The 22,990-nt window shown below is 69.4% G+C and carries 17 protein-coding genes; 9 read left to right on the forward strand and 8 right to left on the reverse strand.

Annotated elements, in window-relative coordinates; translation table 11 throughout:
- Window positions 1–153: 153 nt before the first annotated feature.
- The 3 genes from OHB21_RS09035 to OHB21_RS09045 all read left to right on the forward strand — a co-directional run bounded on the left by OHB21_RS09035 (window position 154) and on the right by OHB21_RS09045 (window position 3,384).
- The gene (locus tag OHB21_RS09035) at window positions 154–1,314 is read left to right on the forward strand and encodes a glycoside hydrolase family 3 N-terminal domain-containing protein (protein ID WP_195125076.1); all 1,161 of its coding nucleotides are present in this window, start codon (window positions 154–156) and stop codon (window positions 1,312–1,314) included.
- An 88-nt stretch (window positions 1,315–1,402) separates the two neighbouring features.
- Window positions 1,403–1,999: a TetR/AcrR family transcriptional regulator gene (locus tag OHB21_RS09040; protein ID WP_067503510.1), complete on the forward strand. Its 597-nt coding sequence runs from the start codon at window positions 1,403–1,405 to the stop codon at window positions 1,997–1,999.
- An 86-nt stretch (window positions 2,000–2,085) separates the two neighbouring features.
- Window positions 2,086–3,384, forward strand: coding sequence for a DUF5685 family protein (locus OHB21_RS09045; RefSeq protein ID WP_195125077.1), 1,299 nt, complete (start codon window positions 2,086–2,088; stop codon window positions 3,382–3,384).
- A 75-nt stretch (window positions 3,385–3,459) separates the two neighbouring features.
- On the opposite strand, the gene OHB21_RS09050 is transcribed toward OHB21_RS09045, so the two are convergent.
- A complete protein-coding gene (locus OHB21_RS09050; RefSeq protein ID WP_067503513.1) occupies window positions 3,460–4,329 on the reverse strand; it encodes a MaoC/PaaZ C-terminal domain-containing protein in 870 nt (289 codons plus the stop codon).
- A complete protein-coding gene (locus OHB21_RS09055; RefSeq protein WP_067503518.1) occupies window positions 4,326–5,684 on the reverse strand; it encodes a 3-oxoacyl-ACP reductase in 1,359 nt (452 codons plus the stop codon). The genes OHB21_RS09050 and OHB21_RS09055 overlap by 4 nt, the downstream gene beginning before the upstream one ends.
- Window positions 5,685–5,930: 246 nt before the next feature.
- Between OHB21_RS09055 and OHB21_RS09060 the strand changes: the two genes are divergently transcribed.
- Window positions 5,931–7,253 carry an acetyl-CoA C-acetyltransferase gene (locus OHB21_RS09060; protein WP_067503521.1) on the forward strand — a complete coding sequence of 441 codons (1,323 nt, stop codon included), beginning with the start codon at window positions 5,931–5,933 and terminating at the stop codon, window positions 7,251–7,253.
- 123 nt (window positions 7,254–7,376) lie between these two features.
- On the opposite strand, the gene OHB21_RS09065 is transcribed toward OHB21_RS09060, so the two are convergent.
- Window positions 7,377–7,571, reverse strand: a complete 195-nt coding sequence (locus OHB21_RS09065; RefSeq protein ID WP_067503524.1) for a helix-turn-helix domain-containing protein — start codon at window positions 7,569–7,571, stop codon at window positions 7,377–7,379.
- 622 nt (window positions 7,572–8,193) lie between these two features.
- On the opposite strand from OHB21_RS09065, the gene OHB21_RS09070 reads away from it, so the two are divergent.
- Both OHB21_RS09070 and OHB21_RS09075 read left to right on the forward strand, forming a co-directional pair.
- Window positions 8,194–9,468, forward strand: coding sequence for a hypothetical protein (locus OHB21_RS09070; protein ID WP_067503527.1), 1,275 nt, complete (start codon window positions 8,194–8,196; stop codon window positions 9,466–9,468).
- A gap of 1 nt (window position 9,469) precedes the next feature.
- On the forward strand, window positions 9,470–10,807 hold the full coding sequence (locus OHB21_RS09075) for a lipase family protein (RefSeq protein ID WP_195125078.1): 1,338 nt from the start codon (window positions 9,470–9,472) through the stop codon (window positions 10,805–10,807).
- Window positions 10,808–10,847: 40 nt separating this feature from the next.
- Here OHB21_RS09075 and gnd read toward each other — a convergent pair whose 3' ends face one another.
- On the reverse strand, window positions 10,848–11,873 hold the full coding sequence (gnd, locus tag OHB21_RS09080) for a phosphogluconate dehydrogenase (NAD(+)-dependent, decarboxylating) (protein ID WP_067503532.1): 1,026 nt from the start codon (window positions 11,871–11,873) through the stop codon (window positions 10,848–10,850).
- A 201-nt stretch (window positions 11,874–12,074) separates the two neighbouring features.
- Here gnd and OHB21_RS09085 point away from each other — a divergent pair, with 201 nt between their 5' ends.
- Entirely contained in the window at window positions 12,075–15,917 is a 3,843-nt protein-coding gene (locus OHB21_RS09085; protein WP_324192248.1) for a VanW family protein, read from the forward strand.
- A 73-nt stretch (window positions 15,918–15,990) separates the two neighbouring features.
- On the opposite strand, the gene OHB21_RS09090 is transcribed toward OHB21_RS09085, so the two are convergent.
- Complete coding sequence (locus OHB21_RS09090) at window positions 15,991–17,130, reverse strand: sialidase family protein (protein ID WP_195125079.1); 1,140 nt, start codon at window positions 17,128–17,130, stop codon at window positions 15,991–15,993.
- A gap of 571 nt (window positions 17,131–17,701) precedes the next feature.
- On the opposite strand from OHB21_RS09090, the gene OHB21_RS09095 reads away from it, so the two are divergent.
- Window positions 17,702–17,905, forward strand: coding sequence for a hypothetical protein (locus OHB21_RS09095; RefSeq protein ID WP_067503537.1), 204 nt, complete (start codon window positions 17,702–17,704; stop codon window positions 17,903–17,905).
- Between the two features lie 78 nt (window positions 17,906–17,983).
- On the opposite strand, the gene OHB21_RS09100 is transcribed toward OHB21_RS09095, so the two are convergent.
- Together OHB21_RS09100 and OHB21_RS09105 are read right to left on the reverse strand one after the other, a co-directional pair.
- Window positions 17,984–19,069, reverse strand: a complete 1,086-nt coding sequence (locus OHB21_RS09100; RefSeq protein WP_067503540.1) for a DUF4185 domain-containing protein — start codon at window positions 19,067–19,069, stop codon at window positions 17,984–17,986.
- Between the two features lie 392 nt (window positions 19,070–19,461).
- Complete coding sequence (locus OHB21_RS09105) at window positions 19,462–21,297, reverse strand: acyl-CoA dehydrogenase (RefSeq protein WP_067503543.1); 1,836 nt, start codon at window positions 21,295–21,297, stop codon at window positions 19,462–19,464.
- Window positions 21,298–21,527: 230 nt separating this feature from the next.
- On the opposite strand from OHB21_RS09105, the gene OHB21_RS09110 reads away from it, so the two are divergent.
- Window positions 21,528–22,124 carry an alpha/beta hydrolase family protein gene (locus OHB21_RS09110; RefSeq protein ID WP_195125080.1) on the forward strand — a complete coding sequence of 199 codons (597 nt, stop codon included), beginning with the start codon at window positions 21,528–21,530 and terminating at the stop codon, window positions 22,122–22,124.
- A 166-nt stretch (window positions 22,125–22,290) separates the two neighbouring features.
- On the opposite strand, the gene OHB21_RS09115 is transcribed toward OHB21_RS09110, so the two are convergent.
- A complete protein-coding gene (locus tag OHB21_RS09115; RefSeq protein ID WP_067503548.1) occupies window positions 22,291–22,980 on the reverse strand; it encodes a class I SAM-dependent methyltransferase in 690 nt (229 codons plus the stop codon).
- Window positions 22,981–22,990: the final 10 nt, after the last annotated feature.

Raw genomic sequence — 22,990 nt, forward strand, 5'->3', positions numbered from 1 at the left:
ACAGCCGGCGCGCTCGCCGAGGAACCGGGAGCGCGGGCGACGCCGGAGCCGATCATGTGGGCTCTGGCTCCCGGCGCGCGCATCCGTCGGTCCGGCGCACGCGGGCAGACCCGTCCGAACACGCGTTCCGCCCGCGAACTACCGTGGGATCCCATGCGGAAAACGGCACTGGCCCTGTTCGCGGTGTGCGCGGCGCTCGCCACGGCGTGCTCCGGCGGCGACACGCCGTCCACCACCACCGCATCGCCCACGGGCACGCCCGGCACCACCGAGGCGACCGCCGATCCCACCACCCCCGCCGCGCGGGACTGCGCGGCCGAATACCTCGCGCGTTTCACCCCGCGCCAGAAGCTCGCGCAGTTGCTCACCGTCGGCATCACCGGCGCGGCCGACGCGAACAACGTGGTGAGCACCGAGCAGGTCGGCGGCATCTTCGTGGGCGGATGGACCGACCGGTCGATGCTCACCGACGGCTCCCTCGACGCGCTCCAAGCCCAGGCCGTCGCGCCGCTGATGGTGACGATCGATGAGGAGGGCGGGCGCGTCTCGCGCGTGCGCGATCTCATCGGCCCGGCCCCCTCGGCCCGCGTCACCGCGCAGACCATGACGCCCGAGCAGTTCTACGAGGCCACCCTCACCCGTGGCCGCGCGCTGAAGGACCTCGGCGTGACGGTGAACTTCGCGCCCGACGTGGACGTCAGCAGCCAGCCCGACGACACCGTCATCGGCGACCGTTCGTTCTCCGACGATCCCGAGGTGGTCACCCGCTACGCCGACGCCTACATCCGCGCCATGCGCGAGGTGGGCGTGGGCACGGTGATGAAGCACTTCCCCGGCCACGGCTCCGGGTCGGGCGACTCCCACATCGGCGCGGTCCGCACCCCGCCGCTGGACCAATTGCAGACCGTGGATCTGGTGCCGTTCCGCAACCTGATCGGGTCGGGCGCAGCCGTCATGATCGGCCACCTCGACGTGCCCGGTCTCACCACGCCCGACGTGCCCGCCAGCATCAGCCCGCAGGTCATGAGCCTGCTGCGGGAGGGCACCGGCTACGGCGCGGCACCCTTCGACGGGCCGATCTTCACCGACGACCTGAGCGGTATGGCCGCGATCACCGACCGAATGGGGATCGAGCAGGCCGTGGAGGCCGCGCTGGTCGCCGGGGCCGACAACGCCCTGTGGATCAGCACCACCGCGGTCTCGTCGGTGCTCGACGGGCTGGAGCAGGCCGTGGCGAACGGTCGGCTGCCCACCGCGCAGGTGGACGCGTCGGTCGTGCGGATGGGGAAGTACAAGGGCGCCCTGGCCTGCTGACGCGGGCACGCGGTACACCTCGGCAAATCGATCCGGCCTAACTTACCTTGGAGTAAGATGAAAGCTTCACCATGCGGTAGGAGAGTGGATGGCCGGCGGAACGAAGCGACTGCCCCGGGCGGTTCGTGAGCAGCAGATGCTCGACGCGGCCGTCGAGGTGTTCTCGCGCAAGGGGTTCCACGATACCTCGATGGACGCCATCGCCGCCGAGGCGAAGATCTCCAAACCGATGCTCTACCTGTACTACGGCTCCAAGGACGAACTGTTCCGCGCCTGCATCCAGCGCGAGGGCATGCGTTTCATCGAGGCCGTGGCGCCCGCGGGCAACCCGCAACTCAAACCGCACGAACAGCTGCGCACCGCGCTGGAGGGCTTCCTCGGCTTCGTCGACCACAACCGCCGTTCCTGGCAGGTGCTCTACCGTCAGGCGATCGGCCAGCAAGCGTTCGCCTCCGAGATCGACAACGCGCGCGAGCGGGTCATCGAACTCACCGCGAAGCTGCTCGAATCCAGCGCCAGGCACGCCGAACCCGGCACCAACTTCGACGTGGTCGCCGTCGCCGTGATCGGAGCGGGCGAGGCCATCGCCGACCGGGTCGCGAGCGGGCGCATCGAAGTGGCGGAAGCCGTGAACCTGCTGGACGATCTGGCCTGGCGCGGTCTGGCGGGGCGCAAGCCGGAGTAGGGCGCGCTCGTCGTTCCTGTTGCCGGGTGGTTCGCGCTCGGCCTATGTTCATCCGTTCACCGGAATCTCGAAACTTACGGGACGGAATGTTCGGAATGCTCAGGCCGTGTTCGCACGGCGCGGCGCGGTATGGAATCGACGCGAGCGAATGGCGGGCGCACCTGTGCGGGCTGTGCCTGGGTCTGCGCGACGAGCACGGTCAGCTGGCGCGCGCCGCGACCAACACCGACGCGCTGCTGCTCGGCATGCTCACCGAAGCGCAGCTCCGCGCACCCGCGCCGCGCGCCGAGGCGGGGCCGTGCCCGTTGCGCGGGATGCGGCGCGCTCGGGTCGCCACCGCCGATTCGCCCGGTGTGCGGCTGGCGGTGACGGCGTCACTGTTGCTGGGGGCGGCCAAGATTCGCGATCACGTCGAGGACGGCGACAGCTCCGCACTGGCCCGCCGCCCGATGACGCGGGTGTCGTCGCGCTGGGCCGACGCCGCCCGCGCACAGGCGGCGACCATCGGGTTCGATGTGGAACCGCTTGTCGCCGCGATTGATTCGCAGGCACGGTTGGAGCGGGAGGCGGTCGCCGCCTTAGCCGCAGACGACGGGTCGAGCGGCTCGGCGCCGCGGCACAGTGCGCGAGAGCGTCGCCACGGCACAGCGTGCGAGACTTCGGACCCCGGCGAGTCGCGTAGTCGCGGTGGAACATTCACGTTCGGCGGCGAACCGCAGGGTGGGGCTGACCCTCTCGACGTACTCACCTCGCCGACCCAGCTGTGCGCCGCCGAGTTCTTCGCGCACACAGCGGTTCTCGCGGACCGGCCGGAGAACGTCGAGCCACTGCGCATCGCGGGCCGCCACTTCGGCCGCATCGCTCACCTCACCGACGCTGTCGAGGACTACGACGACGACGTCGACCGCTTCAACCCGCTCCGCGCCACCGGCACCACGCTGCCCGAAGCGTACGAGTTGATCGGCGAATCCGACCGGGCGCTGCGCATCGCCCTCGCGGAATCCGAACTGGCCGAGGTGTCCACGGTCCGGTGGATGCTGCTGGACCCGCTGCGTTCCCTCGTGCACCGCGTCGGCCGGGGCATGGGCGCGCTCGCGTCCCATGTCTGTCATCCCGCCGAATCCGGGCACGCCTGCGGAACATCCGGTGACACGCTCGCCTCCGCAACAGCGTTCACCGGCGGCCAGCTCATCCCCGTCGCGGCGACCTGGGGCAGCGCACCACCACCCCGGTGGGACGAGCGCGACCAGCAGACGCGGCGGCGGCGTGAACCGCGCTGGAAGCGCTGGTGTGAGCGGTGCTGCGATTGCGCCGACTGCACCTCGTCCTGCGGCAACTGCTGCGGCAGTTGCGGCAAGTGCGGAAACTGCTGCTGCGACTGCTGATCCACGATCCGAGCGCCGCCGAAACGCGAAACCGCCCCCGGATCAACGCGATCCGGGGGCGGTGCCGACGTCCACTCAGCGCAGCGTGGCCGTGAGGTGCGGGTACCCCTTCTTCGGGTTCAGCAGCGCCAGATCCCACCCGCCGTCGACCTGATCGGCGTAGACGTTCACCGTCGAGGGCAACAGGATCGGCTTGCCGAACTTCACGGCGTAGGTGGTCTTCTCGGGAATCCGGCCCTCGATGTTCGACAGGATGTTCGCCGCCGACCACATGCCGTGCGCGATGGCCTTCGGGAAGCCGAAAGCCTTGGCGCCCAACGCCGAGGTGTGGATCGGGTTGTGATCGCCCGACGCGTTGGCGTAGCGGGTGATCGTCTTCTGATCCACCCGCAGGGTGCGCAGCGGGGGCGGCGGCACCTCGTCGGGCTTCGGCTCGGGCTTGGGCCCGCCCGACAGCGAGGTGCGCTGCTGGTGCAGGAAGGTGGTGACCTGCCGCCACACCAGTTCGCGGCCCACGCTCACCTCGGTGATCGCGTCCACCAGCAGGCCCTTCGGGTGTTCGCGCAGGTTCTCGATGTGCGTGCGGAAATCCAGCGGCTCGGACACCGAGATGTCGCGGGTGCGCTCGATCAGGTTCTGCGCGTGCACCGCGCCCACCGCCACGAACGGGAAGTCCCGCGCCACCACCAGCTGCATCGCCAGCGGGAAGCTGAGGATGAACGGGTAGGTCAGCGGCAGCGAATCGCCGAAACGCAGGCCGGTCGCCCGGCAGTAGGCGGCCAGGTGGTCGGGATCGACCCGCAGCCCCTCCAGCTCGATCACCCGGTCGGGCAGTTGCGGCTTGCGTGCCGAAAGCAGCGGCACCGGAACGGCCCCCAGCGCGGCCTTGACGAAAAGGCTGCTGTTCTTGGGGGTTTCGGTGAGCGTGATGGTCTCGGTCATCATGCTCCGATCAGGCTCTGACCGCAGACCCGGACCACGTTGCCGCTCACCGCGTTCGACGCGGGGCTGGCGAAGTAGGCGATGGTCTCGGCCACGTCCACGGTCTGGCCGCCCTGCAGCAGCGAGCTCATCAGGCGGCCCGCCTCGCGGGTGCCCAGCGGGATGGCCGCGGTCATGGCGGTCTCGATGAAGCCGGGCGCCACCGCGTTGATGGTGATGCCCTTCTCGGCCAGCTTCGGCGCCTCGGCGTTCACCATGCCGATGACGCCGGCCTTGGACGCGCCGTAGTTGGTCTGGCCGCGGTTGCCCGCGATGCCCGCGATGGAGGACACGTCGATCACGCGGCCGCCCTCCTTCAGCACACCCTTGGCCACCAGGCCCTCGGTGATGCGGTGCGGCGCGGCGAGATTCACGTTGATCACGGAGTTCCAGCGGCCCTCGTCCATGTTGGCGAGCAGCTTGTCGCGGGTGATGCCCGCGTTGTGCACGACGATGTCGATGCCGCCGAAGCGCTCGGTGGCGAACTCGGCGAGTTTGTCGGCGGCGTCGGGCGCGGTCACGTCCAGCGCCAGCGCGGTGCCGCCGACCTTGTTCGCGGTCTCCGAGAGCGCCTCACCGGCGGCCGGGATGTCGGCGACGATCACCGTCGCGCCGTCGCGGGCGAAGACCTCGGCGATGGTGGCGCCGATGCCGCGCGCCGCGCCGGTGACCACGGCGATCTTGCCCTCGAGCGGGCGGTCCCAGTTGATGCCGGCGGCGGCGTTGTCGTCCTTGCCGACCCGGATGACCTGGCCGTCGACGAACGCCGACTTGGCCGAGAGCAGGAAGCGCAGGGTGGATTCCAGGCCGGTCGCGGTGGCCGAGGCCTCCGGGTGCAGGTAGACCAGCTGGGCGGTGGCGCCGCGCAGCAGCTCCTTGGCGACCGAGCGGGTGAAGCCCTCCAGCGCGCGCTGGGCGATCTGCTCGTCGACGGTGGCCGCCAGCTCCGGCGTGGTGCCGATCACGACGACGCGGCCCGACGCGGCGATGCTGCGCATGGCCGGCTGGAAGAATTCGAACAGCTGCGAGAGGTCCTCGATGGCGCCGATGCCGGTGGCGTCGAACACCAGCGCGCCGTGCTTGGTGCCCTGGACCAGCGAGTCGGCGAAGGTGTAGTCGCTCAGCAGCGCGCGCACCGGCTCGGCGACGCGGCCCTTGCCGCCGATCAGCACCGGGCCGGTCAGCGGGGGTTCGCCGGGGACGTAACGACGCAGGTTCTCCGGCTGCGGCAGACCCAGCTTGCTGGCCAGGAACTGTCCGGGGGCGGAGTGGACGAACGATCCGTAGAGGTTGGGTGCGCCCTTGCTCTTGGCTGCCACGGTTCCTACCTTTTCTTGTCTTCTCGGCGGATGTCTGTCGCGTTCGCGGGTGCTCCGGGCACGCTACGCGCTGCGGGTGCGACCTGCGGGGGAGGCACCGGGCGACGAGGCGTGTCGGCGCACCTTCGGGGAATGCGGTGTCGACAACAAACTTACTCCAGAGTAAGTTTAAAGTAAACCGATGCGATACGGCGTTCGTGGCACCCGAGCGCCGGGCAATTCCCCGACGAGACCTTGGAGACTCGAGTGACAAGCAAAGCCCGTTCGGCCAAGAGCACGGCCAAGACCGCGAAGACGGCGCGCCCCGTCGCGATTGTGGGCGGCAACCGGATCCCGTTCGCTCGCTCCGACAAGGCGTACGCCAACGCCTCCAACCAGGACATGTTCACCGCCGCGCTGGACGGGCTGGTGAGCCGGTTCAACCTGCAGGGCGAGCGCCTCGGCATGGTCGTCGGCGGCGCGGTCCTCAAGCGCGTCGGCGAGCACGGCATGGTCCGCGAGAGCGTGCTCGGCAGCAAGCTCTCGCCCTACACCCCGGCCCACGACCTGCAGCTCGCCTGTGGCACCGGCCTGCAGTCCATCGTCACCGTCGGTGACGCGATCGCGCTCGGCCGCATCGAGGCCGGCGTCGGCGGCGGCACCGACACCACCTCCGACGCGCCGATCGGCGTGAGCGAGGGCATGCGCGAGTGGATGCTGCAGGCCAACCGCGCCAAGACCACCAAGGACCGCCTCAAGCTGGTCGGCCAGCTGCGTCCCTCCATGGTGGGCATCGAGATCCCGCGCAACGCCGAGCCGCGCACCGGCCTGTCGATGGGCGAACACGCCGCCATCACCGCCAAGGAGTTCGGCGTCTCCCGCGAGGCGCAGGACGAGCTGGCGTACCTGTCGCACAAGAACATGGCCGCCGCCTACGACCGCGGTTTCTTCGACGACCTCATCACCCCGTTCCTCGGGCTGACCCGCGACGACAACCTGCGCCCCGGCTCCACCATCGAGAAGCTGGCCACCCTGAAGCCGGTCTTCGGTGTCAAGGCCGGTGACGCGACCATGACCGCCGGCAACTCCACCCCGCTCACCGACGGCGCGTCGGCGGTGCTGCTCTCCAGCGACGAGTGGGCCGCCGAGCGCAACCTGCCCGTGCTGGCGCACCTGGTGGACTCCGAGGTCGCCGCCGTGGACTACATCCACGGCCCCGACGGCCTGCTCATGGCGCCCACCTACGCGGTGCCGCGCCTGCTCGCCCGCAACGGCCTCACCCTGCAGGACTTCGACTTCTACGAGATCCACGAGGCCTTCGCCTCCGTGGTGCTGGCCACCCTGCAGGCCTGGGAGTCCGACCAGTACTGCAAGGAGCGCCTGGGCCTGGACGGCGCGCTGGGTGCGATCGACCGCAGCAAGCTCAACGTCAACGGCTCCTCGCTCGCCGCGGGCCACCCCTTCGCCGCCACCGGCGGCCGCATCATCGCCTCCACCGCCAAGCAGCTGGCCGAGAAGGGCGGCGGCCGCGCCCTCATCTCCATCTGCGCCGCCGGCGGCCAGGGCGTCGTCGCCATCCTGGAGCGCTGACGCAGGTAGTTTCTCGTGGCGCCCGGCTTTCCGAAAGCCGGGCGCCACGGCCATTTTCGGGGGTATCAGCTCCGAAAAGTGACACGTCGGCCCGGGTGATTCGCCGGAGGTCGTCGAGCCGGGTCATCGGTCGGCTCGCAATGTGAGGCCGAGGGCGCCGAGGACCGCGGCGACCGTTCCGATACTCGTGGAGCCGCTGCCGTGTTCGATCTCGCGAATGGTGCGGGTGGAGGTGCCCGCCAACTCCGCGAGTTGCTCTTGTGTCAGGTTGTACGCGCGTCGCGTCGTCCGCACGGCCCTGCCGATATCGCTGATCACGTTCGACCTCCGGATCGGCAGAATATTGCCGATTTCTCACTTCGGAGCACCGGAAAGCGCTCATCGGTAGGCAATCGGCAATATATTGCCGATTTTGAGATTTTCGGCCATCGTCGGCGATGTCGACCGGTGAGTCGGCAGAATCCTGCCGACTCGAGGGCGGTGTCGATGAAGGCGCCGTCGACGATCAGGTATCCGACCATGACGGCCGGCGCGGTCGGCAAAGGGTGGGCTGGGCCCGAGCGCTGTGCGGCCGGTTGTCGTGGCGCATGAGTCCGGGCGGTGTTCGGCGCTGGTTCGCGCGTTACGGGTTGTGAAGATTCTCATCGGAACTCGAGGTGGGTGGCTTCAGGTGAAGTAGCACTCTTCCTGCGATGTTGTAGCAAATTGCTCGCGAATATGACGGTTCGGTTCCGTTCGGCAGGGTTGCAGGGTGGGGTGGCGAGGGTTGATTCAGGATGATCTCTGTGTTTACGTGCTCGTAACCTGCTGATGCGGCGGGTTCGGGAGCGTGTCGGGGCCTCTCGTGTGGAGATGTTCGATTGTTAGCTACCGACAGGAAATCGATCCGCATCCGGGAAGCGTCCCGGGGTGGGCCCGCACAGGAAGGCTGAATCGGCTGATGCGTATAGGTGTTTCGCTGCGCGCCGCGGCGGTGGCGATCGCGGCGGTGGTCGGGCTCGGGCTCGCGGTCGCGGGCCCCGCGGGGGCGAACGGCGCGGTGGATCGATATCTGGACCTACCGCTGGTCAATCGCGACGCGTCGCACGGCCCCGGCGGCGTCCACCCCGACCTGCCCTATGACGCGGCGGAACTGCGCGGCCTGCTCGACGAGGCCCGCTCGCGCGGCATCGCCCCCACCCGCTACGCCGCCCTGCTTTTCCAGTACTGGCTGGTCGACGCCACCGGCAAGGCGGGCATCGACCTGCGCTCCTGGGACCCGAGGACGGGCGTACAGGCCAACCGCGACAACCTGATCCGCTCCTACCGCTACTACGAGGACCTGCAACTGGCCCACCGCGAACTCCAGTGGGCGGGCATGGGCGGCCAGGTCGGCGCCGACTTCGGCGGCGGCCTGCTCGATTTCGAGCTGATGGGCACCCTCTACGCGCTTCCCGGCATATCGGAGTCGGCGCGCGGCGTGGTGGCCGCGGTGCAGCAGGCCGCGGGCCCGGCCGCCGTCGCGCAACTCCCCGGCGGCCTGCGCGCGCTCGCCGAAGCCGGCTCGCAGATCACCCCAGGCGACCTGCACTACATCATCGGGATGATCCTGGTGATGCAGAAGAACATCTTCTCGGACCTGATGCCGATGCACGACGCCTATGTCACCGAAGGACTTCCGGCGCTCGAGGAGTTCCAGGCCGCGGGATTGTTCGACGCGTCGATCATGAACGCCTGGCGCGATGTGTCTTCCGGCGATCGCGACCGCATCGCCGCGGGCAACGCGACTCTGCTTCGCCGCGAACAGGAATGGGCTATCCGCGCCCAGTGGGACCACGTCCGCGAATACAAAGGCGCGGTCGGCGAGGCCATCACCTACGTCAGCGGCGCCGCGGGTTCGCCGTCGGTGGCCGGCGTCGCACCGCCCCGCGAATTCCGCCCGGTGCGCATCCCGTTCACGCAGGCCGACGGCCGCCCCGCCCGGCTGGTCCTGCCGCTGCCCGACTGGAACTGGTCGGTCTTCGACGCGCGCTGGGACTACATCACCGCCGAACTGCTCCCGAAATACAAGTTCCAGGTCGAGAACAATTGGCCCGCATTGGAAGCCGTGATGCGCACTCCCTACGAGATCCAGATGGAAACCCACCGGCCCCTGCTGAACATCCCGCAGCTGCTGGATTCCGCGGCGCGCAATCTGCGCGTCGAACCCGTCGAGACCGAACTGGCGGTGAATTGACATGAAACGTCGTACTTTTTGCGCGGCCGCCGCGTTCGCCGCTGCCGCCCTGGCCGTCTCGTGCGCCGGAATCGTCGCCGCCGAGCCGCTTCCGCCGCGCACGCCCGGATTGGGCGAGGTGTTCAACGGCTACGTGATCGGCTCTCTGCGAGGCGCGCAGCCCGCCTCGCCGCACGAGATCCTGGAGGGCTTGGCCGCCGATGATCCCTTCTATCAGGAGCCTCCGCTCACCGGGAACGAAAAGCCCGGCACGGTACTGAAGTCCAAGAAAGTGGACGTGCTGTTCACGGGCGTCAAGCCCGCGAATCTGAACGCGTGGAAACTCATGTACGTCACCACCGGAATCGATGGCGTCACACCGGTGATCAGCACCGGCATCCTCATGATCCCGGTGGACGGCACCCCGAACGCCGACCGCAAGCTCATCTCCTATCAGGAGGCCAACGACAGCGTCGGCTGGTCCTGTCACCCGAGCACCCAGTGGACCGGCGGCGCCCCGATGGACGGTGCGTCCTGGTCGGCGCTCGGGCCGCTGGCCATGATGTTCGGCAAGGGCTACGCGGTGATGATCTCCGACGTGGGCAACGACGCCGACCGCAAACCGCACGGCGTCTTCGCGGGCAAGTTCGCCGCCCACGCCCAACTCGACGGCGCGCGTGCGGCATTGCGGCTCCCCGACGCGGGACTGGATTCGCGGGCGCAGGTCGCGCTGTTCGGGATCGCGGGCGGCGGTGTGGGTGCGGCGTTCTCGGCCGAACGCCACCCCGAGTACGCACCGGACCTGAACGTGAAATCGACTGTGCTGGAAGGCATGGTCGTCAAACCGCGCAATTTCATGCGCGTCGCGGACGGGTCGGTCGGTTCCGGATTCGCGTTCGCCACGCTGCTCGGGCTCGAACCCTGGTACCCGGAGATGCGGATCGACGAGAAACTGAACCCGGCGGGCAAGGCGATCGCCGACTTCTTCCGCACCCAGTGCCAGACGCCCGCGTACTTCGGCCTGCCGTTCCTGCCGCTGCACATGCTGTTCCACACCGGACTGAACCCGGCCGACGAGCCGGGCTTCCAGCACGCGTTCGAGGACAACATCCTGGGCCGCTCGGGCACGCCGACCTCGAAGATGCTCATCGCCTCCTGCGCGGCCGACGATTCGTTCATGTCGCTGGTACCCGCCGCCGACTCCCGCGAGCTCGCCGACATCTACCGCGCGCAGGGCGCGGACGTGACCTACCAGCCGACGAATTGCAGCATGGTGCGCATGATCACCGACCTGTACGGCTGGGGCACAGACCTTTTCGGCATGCAGACCATCGAATGGATGGACAGCAGGTTCGATTGACGCGTAATACCGGCTCGGCGACGCACGCCGAGCCGGTCGGTCACTTCGGCAACTCGTGGTGCCCGCCGAACGCCTTGCGCATCGCCGAGAGCACCTTGTCGGCGTACAGCGCCTCGCCGCGCGAGGAGAAACGGGCGAACAGCGCGGCCGACAGCACCGGCGCGGGCACACCCGTGTCGATCGCGGCATCCACGGTCCAGCGGCCCTCGCCGGAATCCGACACCCGTCCGCCGAACGAGTCGAGGTTCGGGTCGGCGTGCAGAGCCTCGGCGGTGAGGTCCAGCAACCACGACGCGACCACCGATCCGCGCCGCCACAGTTCGGTGACCTCAGGGACGTCGATGTCGTACCGGTAGTACTCGGGATGCTCGAGCGGGGTCTCCTCGGCCGAGAACTCGCCGGACTGCTGGGACCCGTAGTTGGCCTTGTGCAGGATGTTCATGCCCTCGGCATAGGCGGCCATCGCGCCGTACTCGATGCCGTTGTGCACCATCTTCACGAAGTGCCCCGCGCCCGCGGGCCCGCAGTGCAGGTAGCCCTGCTCGGCAGGGGTGGGCTCGCCGGTGCGCCCGGGGGTGCGCGGCGCGGCCTCGACGCCGGGGGCGATGGATTTCAGCAGCGGATCCAGGTACGCGACCTGCTCGGCCTCGCCGCCGATCATCAGGCAGTAGCCGCGGGTGAGCCCGAAGACGCCGCCGGAAGTGCCGATATCGATGTAGTGGATGCCCTTCGGCTTCAGTGCCGCGGCCCGCTTGATGTCCTCGTGGTAGCGGCTGTTGCCGCCGTCGATGATGATGTCGCCGGGCTCGAGCACCTCGGCGAGCTGGTCGATCACCGCGCCGGTCGCGCCCGCCGGGATCATCACCCAGACCACGCGTGGCGTGTCGAGCATGCTCACGAACTCGTTCAGGTCGGTGCTTCCCCGGAAGGATTCGCCCAGCTCGGCGCCCAGTTCCTCGATGTGGTGGGGCTTGCGTTCATAGCCGACGGCGGTGTGCCCGTGCTTGACGATCCGGCGGACGATGTTCGCGCCCATCCGGCCCAGGCCGATCATTCCCAGCTGCATTGGCGTCCATCTCCTCGAGTTCGGCGGGACGGGGTAGGAGGGTCGCCGTCGATTGTCGCGCGAAGTGTGTAACGCGCGGTGCGCTGCCCCGATAAACAGATCGGCTCCGCGCAGTTGCCAGACCCCCGACCCGGCAACTGCGCGGGGCCCTTTCCGCGTTCGGGGCGGTTCTTTGCGCAAGATTTGCTGTGGTGCACGACCGTGCTGCCGACCGGGCCGCGGACCACTATCGTGGGCGAAGACCGGCAGCGTGCGCGGTCGGCCAACTTCACCGGATTCATCGGAGGACGGTTCGTGACCAGCGAGTCGAGCACCGGAAAGCGCGACAGCGCACCCCAAAGTGGCGAAGTGGGACTCCGTCAGCTCCTCGAGTCCTACCGCAACCGGAACTCCGCGCAGCCGACTCCTCGCCCGACCGTGACGAAGGTCACGCCCACCGCCGGATCCCCCAGCGACTCCACCGCCACCCAGCCGCTACAGGTCTCAGGGCCGGAGGGCGCCGAAGGGAATGCTCGCGAATTGCCCGAGCAGCCGTCGGGCGCTCCGTCGCCGAGCGGCGGCAATCCGCCGCCGAGCGGTGGCAATCCGCCGTCGCCCGCACGGGGGCAGCAGAGCTTCTTTCAGCGACCCGGGGGGAACACCGGTGCTGCGGGGTGGAGCGCGTTCGGTGAGCCCGCGAAGGTCGTGCGCGAGGGTGACGATCGTGGGGTGAGTGGTCAGGGTGGGCCGTCGGGTGCTGAGTCGGCCGGGCGTGAGCCGGGTGCGTGGTCCGGGCCGGAGCAGGCTGGGCCGTCGAGTACCGGGCCGGCGGCGCGTCGGCAGGGGGAGTGGTCCGGGCCGGAGCAGGGCGGCCCGTTCAACCCGTTCGAGTCGGAGCGGGCAGGCGGACAGGGGAGCCTGTTCGAGCACTCCTACCCGACGGAGAAATTGACGCTTCCGAACCGAGGCGAGGCGGGGACCGGGCTCGGACAGTCGCGGCCCGCTGATCAGCCGCCCGCGGTGAATCCCTCGCAACCGACCGATGAGCTGGATCTGCGCGGGCAATCCCGCGCTGCCGGTCGACCTGGCGCCGGGGAGTCGGCCGGTGCGCCCGATCGCCCGCGCGCCTCGGGCTGGCTGAACCCGCCGCCCCCGCCGAACGCCGAGCCGCGCGTGGGTTCTGCCGAGCAGACGAACGCCGACCCACGGCCGGAGCACGGTGCGGGTCTTACCGGTGCCGCTGTCACCGGTGCCGCGCGTCCCGACGGTGGACCGCGTCCCGACGGCGGGCTGACCGGCAACTCCGGTGGCGGCCACGCTCCCACTCGAAGCGCGTCGAATTCGATAGGCCAAGAAGGACATTCGAGCGCGCGACCCGATACGGGGCCGGAGTCGCCAGGGCGTGGCGGTTCGGAGGCCGACGGACAGCTCGGCTTCGGCGGGCTGGACTTGCCCGCACAGGGTGCGCCGGGCCAGGAGGGCCACCCGCATCCTTCCGGTCAGCCCGGATTCGCCGCGCAAGAGGCGCCGAGCCAGGACACCCGGCCGATCCCGACCGCGCAGCCCGGGGCGAGCGGACAGAACTCGCCGGATCGGGAGGGGTGGCCGCCCACGGGTTCCGGATTCGGTGGCTCGGAGCCGGCCGGGCGCACCGGCGAGGTGCCGGCGTTCGAGCAGGAGCATGTCACCGAGCGTTTCGATATCCGAGGGGGAATGGGTGCGGCTGTACGTGCGCCCCTGAACGCTCCGGATGATCGAGCGGCGTTCGACAGGTCACCGGCGAACGCGCCGAACGCTTTCGACAAGCCGCACCCGGAAAACCCCGGTGCCGCAGGCAAACCCGACGCGACCGCCTCCGCCGACTTCGGTGGCGTAATCGGCGCGCCGCCCGAGCCTTTCGATCGCGAGTACGCGACGGAGCGTTTCGACTTGGCGGCCGGACCGCATTCCGGTGCGCAGGACGCGACCTCGCATCCGCACGAACGCACCAACGCCTTCGGCGTGCCGCTCGCCTCCGATTCCCCGCACGGCAGGCCGGTCGAGTCGTGGGCGACGGAAAAGCTGGATACCGCAAGCGATCCGGGCGCGAACGAGAGCGCCCGCACGACGGCCCTGGGGCAGACCGCCGACCGGGCGCACGACAAGACTCAGGACGCACATGACGACGGACAGCCGCCCGCAGGCGCCGGGCGTGGCCTCGCCGCGGGCGCACAGCGCTGGATGAACGCGCGCAGGCCCAGGCCGAGACCCGGGTCCGCCGGTTCGGGTCCGTGGTGGCAGCGTCCCGCCGCCCGGCGCGCCGGATTCGCGGCGGGCGCCCTCATCGCCATCGGCGGTCTCGCCTACGCCGTCGACGCGGTGGTCTCCTCCGGTGATGTGCCGCGCGGCGTCGTGGTCGCGGGTGTCGACATCGGCGGTATGGAAGTCGACGCCGCCGACGCCAAACTGCGCGGCGCGCTCGAAAACCGCTCCGCACAAGAACTTCCGCTGCGCATCGGCGACGTGCAGGATCGCATGGTCCCCGCCGAGGCCGGCCTCTCGATCGACTGGAACGCCACGTGGGACCACATCGGCGGCCAGCCCCTCAACCCGGTCACCCGGTTGATCTCCCTGTTCGGCAAGCGCGAGATCTCCGTCATCAGCACCGTCGACGACGCCAAGCTCGACGGCAAGATCACCGAACTGCGCGCCTACGACCGGCCGACCGTCGAGGGCACCATCACCTTCCAGGGCGCGAATCCCGTTGCGGTGCCGCCGGTTCAGGGCCGCGTGCTCGACATTCCCGCCGCGCGCAACGCGTTGGTGGACAACTGGATCTACGGCGGCACGGTCGAATTGCCGGTCATCCCGGCCCCGCTCACCGTGCAGCCGGAAGCGGTCGACCGCGCCCTGCGCGAGATCGCTCAGCCCGCCGTGAGCGCCGACGTGGTGTTCGAGGGCAAGGGCGGCGACGCCCGCCTGACCCCCGAGCAGATCGCCACCGTGCTGATCTTCGAACCCGACGGCCAGGGCGGCCTGGCCGTCCGCTACAACACCGAGGCCGCGACCGCGCTGCTCGCGCCGCAGCTGGCCGAATCCGAAGTCGAGCCCAAGGACGCGACTTTCGCCGTCGGCGGCGGTACGGCGCGGGTGGTGCCCGGCGTGGTCGGCGACAAGGTCGACTGGCCCAAGACCCTCGAGCGCCTGCCCGCGCTGCTCACCGCCACCGCGCAGCGCAACGCGGAAGCGGTGTACGCGAAGGTCGAACCGAAACTCACCACGCAGGCCGCCGAGGCGTTGCGCATCGTCGAACCGATGGGCGCGTTCACCACGGGCGGGTTCAGCGGACCCTCCGGCGTGAACATCCGCACCGTCGCCGCGAAGGTGAACGGCGCGGTGGTGCTGCCCGGAGAAACGTTCTCGCTCAACGAGTTCACCGGCCCGCGCGGGGTGGAGCAGGGCTATGTGGAGTCGGGCATCATCGACCACGGCCGCCCCAGCACCGCGGTCGGTGGCGGCATCAGCCAGTTCGCCACCACCCTCTACAACGCCGCCTACTTCGCGGGCCTCGAGGACGCGGGCCACACCGAGCACAGCTATTACATCTCGCGGTACCCGGCCGCGCGCGAAGCGACGGTCTTCGACGGCGCGATCGACCTGAAGTTCCGCAATAACACCGAGACCGGCGTCTACATCGAAACCGTCGCCACCTCTTCGGAGATCACCGTCCGCATCTGGGGCACCAAGACCGTCAACGTCGAATCCATCACCGGCGAACGCACCAAACCCACGGAGCCCCAGACCATCACGCTCCCCGAAGGCCGCGATTGCATCCCCTCCCAAGGCGCTCCGGGCTTCACGATCTCCGACACCCGCGTCATCACCGACCGTGCCACCGGCGCCGAGATCTCCCGCACCACCCGCACCGTCAAGTACGACCCGATCCCGGTGGTGAAATGCGAATCGGCCGAACCGGAACCGAAACCCGAGGAGTCCGAACCGGCGGAAACGTCGGAACCGGAAGGCTCGCGGCCGACCGGAACGAGGCCGGGCGCGGGGCAAACCGACCCGGACGAAGGGGAGTAGCGGCCCGCGCACCGACCTGATCAGCCGGTCGGCCTGTTCGGCACCGAAGGTGCGCTGTGCGAACCGCGACGTCTCAGGCGTCGAATTCCATTGCCGTCCAGGTCTTCCCCGCGTCCTCCGTGCGCAGCAGAGTGCGCTGCTCCCGATAGCTTCGGGCCGTATCCGGCATCCACCGCCTGGTCTCGATGAGGAAACCCGAACTCGGCGTGCGGAATACCGCGTCGGACGGGTAGGAGATGAAGGGTCCGCCCTGCTGCTGCGAACCCAGGCGATCCGGTTTGTAGGCGACGCTCCAATTCTGCCCACCGTCTCCGGAGTGCCACAGTCCGATCCCGCTGACCAGCAGTAGATCTCTCGGTGTAGGCGCCGCGACGAGCCGGACCCCGGACCCGAACGCCGGGTCGGCCGGGAGCGGAGCGCCGGTGAAGCTTTCGCCGCCATCGGTCGACCGCAGCAGCGCGACTTCGCGTTCGTCGCGGGCTCGGAGATCGCCGGTGCCGCATGCCACGAGCACGGTGGCTGGGGCGGGCGCGCGCACTTCGACCGGGCGGTCCCGCGGACCGGAGCACGGCGGTGTCCACCGCGCCAGACCGCTGCCGTCCCATATCGCTCCGGTCGCGGGAGTTCCGGACTCCCTCTCGAGTACCCAGATCCACGTTCTGTCACCGTCGCCCGCCACGTCGACGAACGGCTTTCTCATGTCCTTCGGGCCGAGTTCGAGGCTCGCGACGTCGACCCAGTCGCCGCCGCCCACACCGCCGCGGTGGATCGTCGGCACGCCGTCGCGCGAAACCCGGATCGACTCGACGGTCCGGTCGCGGAGCGCCAGATTGCCCCGACCGCCCCATTCGGGAAACGAGCCCTCGTCGGCTTTCGCGTCACGCCAGGTCAGCCCGCCGTCGTGCGTGGCCCACAGCACGTGCGTCCGCGCCCATCCGTCTCGCGCGGTGACGAACCGGAGGTTCGTCGTCCCGGGAGGCGGCACGATCGCGGGCATCTCGTGCCAGGTCACCCCGCCGTCGACGGTGCGCCGCACCGCCAGGCGCGATGCACCGGCGGGGCAGGGCGAGTCGGTGCCGAGCACGAATCCCTCTGTGTCCGAGAGGAAGCTGATCGACAGCGGATCGAACCGAGGGGACGGTGTCTCGGCGCAGCCGACGCTCGTGAGAACGAGGGCGGCGAACAGCGCCGCGCATTTTCGGAGCCGCCCCATACGCACCTCCGAGAACCACCCGCGACACGAAAGCACCACAGTAGTCGGATTTCTCCGCTGGACCGAACAATGCGAATCGCCGACGTCGTAGCGAAGGCCGAGAGATGCGTTCGTAGCCGAAACCCGAATTATTGCGGCATGGCGCCCGATACCGGTGACGTCACCGGGGAGGAGCCCGTCGACACCGGCTCCGCCACCTCCTCACCACGCTGCTGAAGGCGTTGGCGAGCGGTTCGGGCGACGGCGCCGACGGTGGCGCGACCGAATAGGGGTCATGCGTGCGAATCGCCCCGTCGCCCTCGCGGCGGGGCGATTTCGTTTGTGCCCCTTGGCTGGTCAGAGCGCCGGGAGGAGGGCGAGTTCAGCCGTGAGCGCCTTTCGAGATTGCGTTGTGCTGATTGCCGCTATTTCAGTGGGCTTTACGAGTACTTCAGGATGAAAGGTTTCATATGTGTTGCCGCGCCATTGATCGGGCGGGTATGGGTTTGACCTGTCGGCGCACCGTGGTAGAAACGCTGGGGTCGGCCGCACCGAGCGGCCGTCCGATTAGTTCCAAAGGGGATGTTGCTCAATGACCAAGCTTCGCGCATTCGGAATCGCCCTCGCCGCCGCGGGGATCGTCGTCGCCGGCTCCGGTGTGGCCGCCGCGGCCGCCCCCGCGCCCGCCCCGGCCGGCGCGCCGTCGGCCCAGCAGGTCGCGGACATGTACCCGATCGACAAGGTTCTCCTCGACCTGGTGAAGGCCCTGTCGTCCGGCTCCGCTGACGGCGCGTAGGTCACGCGCGCACCGGAACAGCCCAAATGCGAAGAGGGCGGCCCGGATTGGTCTCCGGGCCGCCCTCGCGCTGTTCGCTTACAGCGGTGTCCGCATGAGGATCACGTTGTACTGCGAGTGCACCGTCAGCAGGAAGTACAAGTCGCGGCCGGTCTGGTAGGGGAAGATCATCGGCGCGTAGGCGGTGGGCAGCGCGGCGGCCTCGATGAGGACGCGAGGCGGGCTCCACGGGCCCTCCGGGGCGGACGCGGTGCGCATGACCACCGAGTTGAACGGGTCGGTGGTCAGCATGACGTACTGGCCCAGGTGGTCGTTCCACATCACCGAGAGTTCGGCGACGCCGTCGACGATCGGCGCCGAGGCCTTCGCGTCGTTCGGCTTCCAGCCGTTGCCGTCCCAGTACTCGTAGGCGTCGAGGTTCGCGATGTCGGATTCCTTGGCGCGCGAGAGGAATCCGAGGTGGTTGCGGCCCGCGGGGGTGCCGTACCGGTAGACGTAGCCGCCGGTCTTGAGGAAGGCGTTCTGCTGGAAGCGCTCGTGTCCGTCGGTGTTGCCGCGCCGCGTGTTGGTGAGCTGCGCCCACGTCTGTCCGCCGTCGCCGGAGGCGGCGAGGGTGGAGAAGTTGGTGTTCCAGCGGCCGTGATCGCCCCACTCGCGCACCGACATCAGGCTCATGTACTGCACGCCGCCCACGGAGATGCCCGCGGTGGGGATGAGGCTGATCTCGATGCCCGGAATCTTGGGGCTGGGCAACGGATTCGGGACGACGCCGGTGAAGGGGATGCCCTGCGACGGGTCCTTGGTGGTGCTGCGGAACAGGACGTTGGACGTCCATGCCCACATGCTGCCGGCCAGCAGGTTCGGCACGCCGAGGCCCGCGCTGTCGCCGAACGCCGTGAGCATGCCACCGCGCCCGTCGTCCCACATGACGCCGAGGTCGGTGCCGAGCACGTTGACGTTCTGCGTGCGGTTCGGGCTGTCCATGCCCGTCATCTGATACACCGCCTGCGTCGGCCCCGGCAGCTGCGGCAACCCGCGCCACCCGTTGAGCCCCGGAATCGGGTTGACGTTGTTCGGGTCCGCCGCGGCGGGTCCGGCCAGCGCGACCAGGCACGCGGTCGCGACCACCCCGGCTTTCGCGAGCACCGACAGCGAGCGCTTCATTCCTACGGTCCCTCCTGACGGGCGTCACCGGCGGATACAACCCGCGCTCCAGATCATGAGCGCACCCCAAGAACCATAGCCGCGCCCCCGCCCCCCGAGCGAGCCTCCCCGCGGTGTTATCCACAACTGTCACCCCTGTGGACAACACCTCACCTGCATCGAAGGGCGCCGACCCGAACAAACGAAAGTGGCCCGGAGGAATCCTCCGGGCCACTTCCTAGTCAAGCTCTCACCCAAGTCCCCACGAGATCTCGCGAGAACATGGGTAACCCGTCGGGGAACGGGCCGACGCTACCGCCCACACGACCGCAGACGGCACCTCACGATGCTCGCACCTGGCGCAGCCGCCTTATACGCGGAGAGGCGGGTGGGCAAGATTCGCGGAGCGGCAATTAAAAGGCAGCTTCGTCCAGCTCCATGATGTCGTTGTCCAGGTTCGACAGCACCGCGCGGGTGGCCGTGAGCTCCGGCAGCACGTTGCGGGCGAAGAACTGGGCGACGGCGACCTTGCCCTTGTAGAAGGCCTCGTCGGCACCGGTGGCGCCGTTGTCGAGGGCCTTGCCGGCGACCTCGGCCTGGCGCAGCAGCTGCCAGCCGATGAGCAGGTCGCCGACGGCGAGCAGGAAGCGCACCGAACCCAGGCCGACCTTGTACAGCTCGCTCGGCTGCTCCTGGGCGCCCATCAGGTGCCCGGTGAGGGTGGCGGCCATGCCCTGCACGTCCTCGAGCGCGGTGGCCAGCAGCTTGCGCTCACCCTTCAGGCGGCCGTTGCCCGCCTCCGAGTCGATGAACTTCTGGATCTGGCCCGCCACGTGCGCCAGGGCGACGCCGCGGTCACGCGCGATCTTGCGGAAGAAGAAGTCCTGCGCCTGGATCGCGGTGGTGCCCTCGTAGAGCGAGTCGATCTTGGCGTCGCGGATGTACTGCTCGATCGGGTAGTCCTGGAGGAAGCCGGAGCCGCCCAGGGTCTGCAGCGATTCGGTCAGGTACTGGTAGGCCCGCTCGGAGCCGACGCCCTTGACGATCGGGAGCAGCAGGTCGTTGACGCGGAACGCCACGTCCTTGTCGGCGCCCGAGACGAGCTGGGCGACGTCCTCGTTCTGGTGCGCGGCGGTGTACAGGTACACCGCGCGCAGGCCCTCGGCGTAGGCCTTCTGCAGCGCGAGGCTGCGGCGCACGTCGGGGTGGTGGGTGATGGTGACGCGCGGCGCGGACTTGTCGGTCATCTGGGTCAGGTCGGCGCCCTGGACACGCTGCTTGGCGTACTCCAGCGCGTTCAGGTAGCCGGTCGACAGGGTCGCGATGGCCTTGGTGCCCACCATCATGCGGGCGTTCTCGATGACGTCGAACATCTGCGCGATGCCGTTGTGCACCTCGCCGACCAGCCAGCCCTTGGCGGGGATGCCGTGGCCACCGAAGGTGACCTCACAGGTGGCCGAGACCTTGATGCCCATCTTGTGCTCGAGGCCGGTGACGAAGACGCCGTTCCGCTCGCCCAGGGTCTGGGTCTCGAAGTCGAAGTGGTACTTCGGCACGAAGAACAGCGACAGGCCCTTGGTGCCCGGTCCGGCGCCCTCGGGGCGGGCCAGCACCAGGTGCATGATGTTCTCGAACAGGTCGTCGGAGTCGCCCGAGGTGATGAAGCGCTTGACGCCCTCGATGTGCCAGGAGCCGTCCTCCTGCTTGATCGCCTTGGTGCGGCCCGCGCCGACGTCGGAGCCCGCGTCGGGCTCGGTCAGCACCATGGTGGCGCCCCAGTTGCGCTCGGCGACGATCTGAGCCCACTTCTTCTGCTCATCGGTGCCGTTGTTGTAGAAGACCTGCGCGAAACCGGCACCCGCGTCGTACATCTGGGCGGGCGGGTTGGCGCCGAGGATCATCTCGGCCAGGGCCCAGGAGACCGCGCTGGGGGCGCCGAGGCCGCCGAGCTCCTCGCGGACCGCGACCTTGGCCCAGCCCGCGTCCTGCAGCGCGCGGTAGGACTTCTTGAACGACTCGGGGAGCGTGACCGTGTGGGTGTTCGGGTCGAACGTCGGGGGGTTGCGGTCGCCGTCGACGAAGGACTCGGCCAGCGGGCCCTCGGCCAGGCGACGCACCTCGTTGAGCATCTCCTTGACGGTGTCGCTGTCCAGATCGCCGTAGGCGCCGGAATCCAGCAGCGAGTCGATGCCCAGCACCTCGAAGAGGTTGAATTCGAGGTCGCGGACGTTGCTCTTGTAGTGACCCATGTCAGTACTCACTCTCCGTTGAGTTGGTGCGGTCGGTGTGGTTGCCGTTCCCGCCCGTGGTCGTCACCGGGGTAGTGTTCCGGTTTTCCGCATGCTACTCGCGGGTAACTTATGACACATATTACCGGCCGGTAAGGGCTTGGCAAAGACGAACGGCCGCAATGTGACGCGTTGAACAGCCCCCGCGCGAGGCGCCCGTGCTCGCTACACGAGGCCGGTTACGGTGAGGTGTGCGCATCGAGACGAGTGCGGGTCCGGCCGATGTCGAGCTCGACCGGCCGCGGTCACCGGCCTTCCTGCTGCTGCTCACGCACGGCGCGGGCGGCGGCGTCGATACGAGAGACATTCTCGCCGTGCGTGATTCGGCCGTCGAACTGGACGGCGCCGTGGCCAGGGTGACTCAGCCCTATCGGGTCGCGGGCGGGCGCGCGCCCGGCTCGGCGGTGAAGCAGGACGCGGCGTGGCTCGAGATCGTGGCCGCGCTGCGCAAGAAGGTGCGGCGTGTGCCGCTGATCCAGGGCGGGCGCAGCAACGGGGCCAGGGTGGCGTGCCGGACGGCCGTCGCGGCCGATGCCCGCGGTGTGCTGGCGATCTCGTTCCCCCTGCATCCGCCCGGAAAACCGGAGAAGACGCGGCGCGAGGAACTGCTCGCGGCGGCGCCGGTCGAGGTCGTGGTGGTGAACGGCGCCAACGACCCGTTCGGCATCCCCGACGCGGCCGACGCCGCCGAGGTCCGGGTGATCCCCGGTCAGCCGCATTCGTTCCGGGCCGGGTTCGACCTGATCACCGAGGCCGTGCGGCCGTGGTTGGTGCGCTGGTCGGAGTGAGGCGCGAGGCGGGCTGACCGATCGGCGATCCCAGGCGACCGCGTGCCGGCGATCGCGCCCGCAGAGCGGACAGGTTCGGGTCGCGTCGCTCGGTCCGGCCCGCCGGGGTGGACGGGTCGGGACTCGCGTCGCTCGGCCCGCCGGGTGGACGGCGGCTTGGGCTCGCTCAGTCCGGCGCGCCGATCGGCTCGATCTCGGCGATCTTCGGCCCCGGCCGCGTCGCGACGACCAACGCGTCGATCGCATCGCGCCCTTCGGTGGGCCGCAGCACGCGCTCGGCGGTCCGGATGTGCAGCTCCTCGGATTCCCCGCCCAGATCCGCGACCACATCGTCGGGCGTGAACAGGATCGAGGGGTCTTGCGGTCCGCCGTACCCGTCGGTGAGATTGATGCTGTCGTGCCCGAGAACGAGCAGAGTGCCTGCGGGCGCCAGCATCCCGGCGGCGCGGCGCAGCAGGGCGCGGCGCCGTTCGGCGGGCAGGTGCAGGAACACCATGAGGACCAGTTCGAACGGCCCGGTGATTTCGGCGGCGTCCAGGTCGGTGACGTCGGCGCACTGCCAGGTGATGCGGGTGCGCACCGACCGTGACAACCGGGTCGCGACGGTGCGGCCCTTGTCGATCCCCACCTGCGAGTAGTCGACGGCGTGCACCTGCCAGCCGTGCGTCGCCAACCACAGCGCGTTGCGGCCCTCGCCGCAGGCCAGGTCCAGCGCCCGCGGCAGCTCCGGCGCGTCCTCGCCCACCGGCGCGCGCCGCTCCAGCCCGTAGACGTGCTCCACGACGGTGCTGTTCGGCGGTGCGCCCCAGACCAATTCACTTTGCGCGTACCGCGCGTCCCACTCGGCCGCATCCATGCGCACGAGT

The organism is Nocardia puris (genome assembly GCF_036051655.1).
GTDB lineage: Bacteria > Actinomycetota > Actinomycetes > Mycobacteriales > Mycobacteriaceae > Nocardia > Nocardia puris.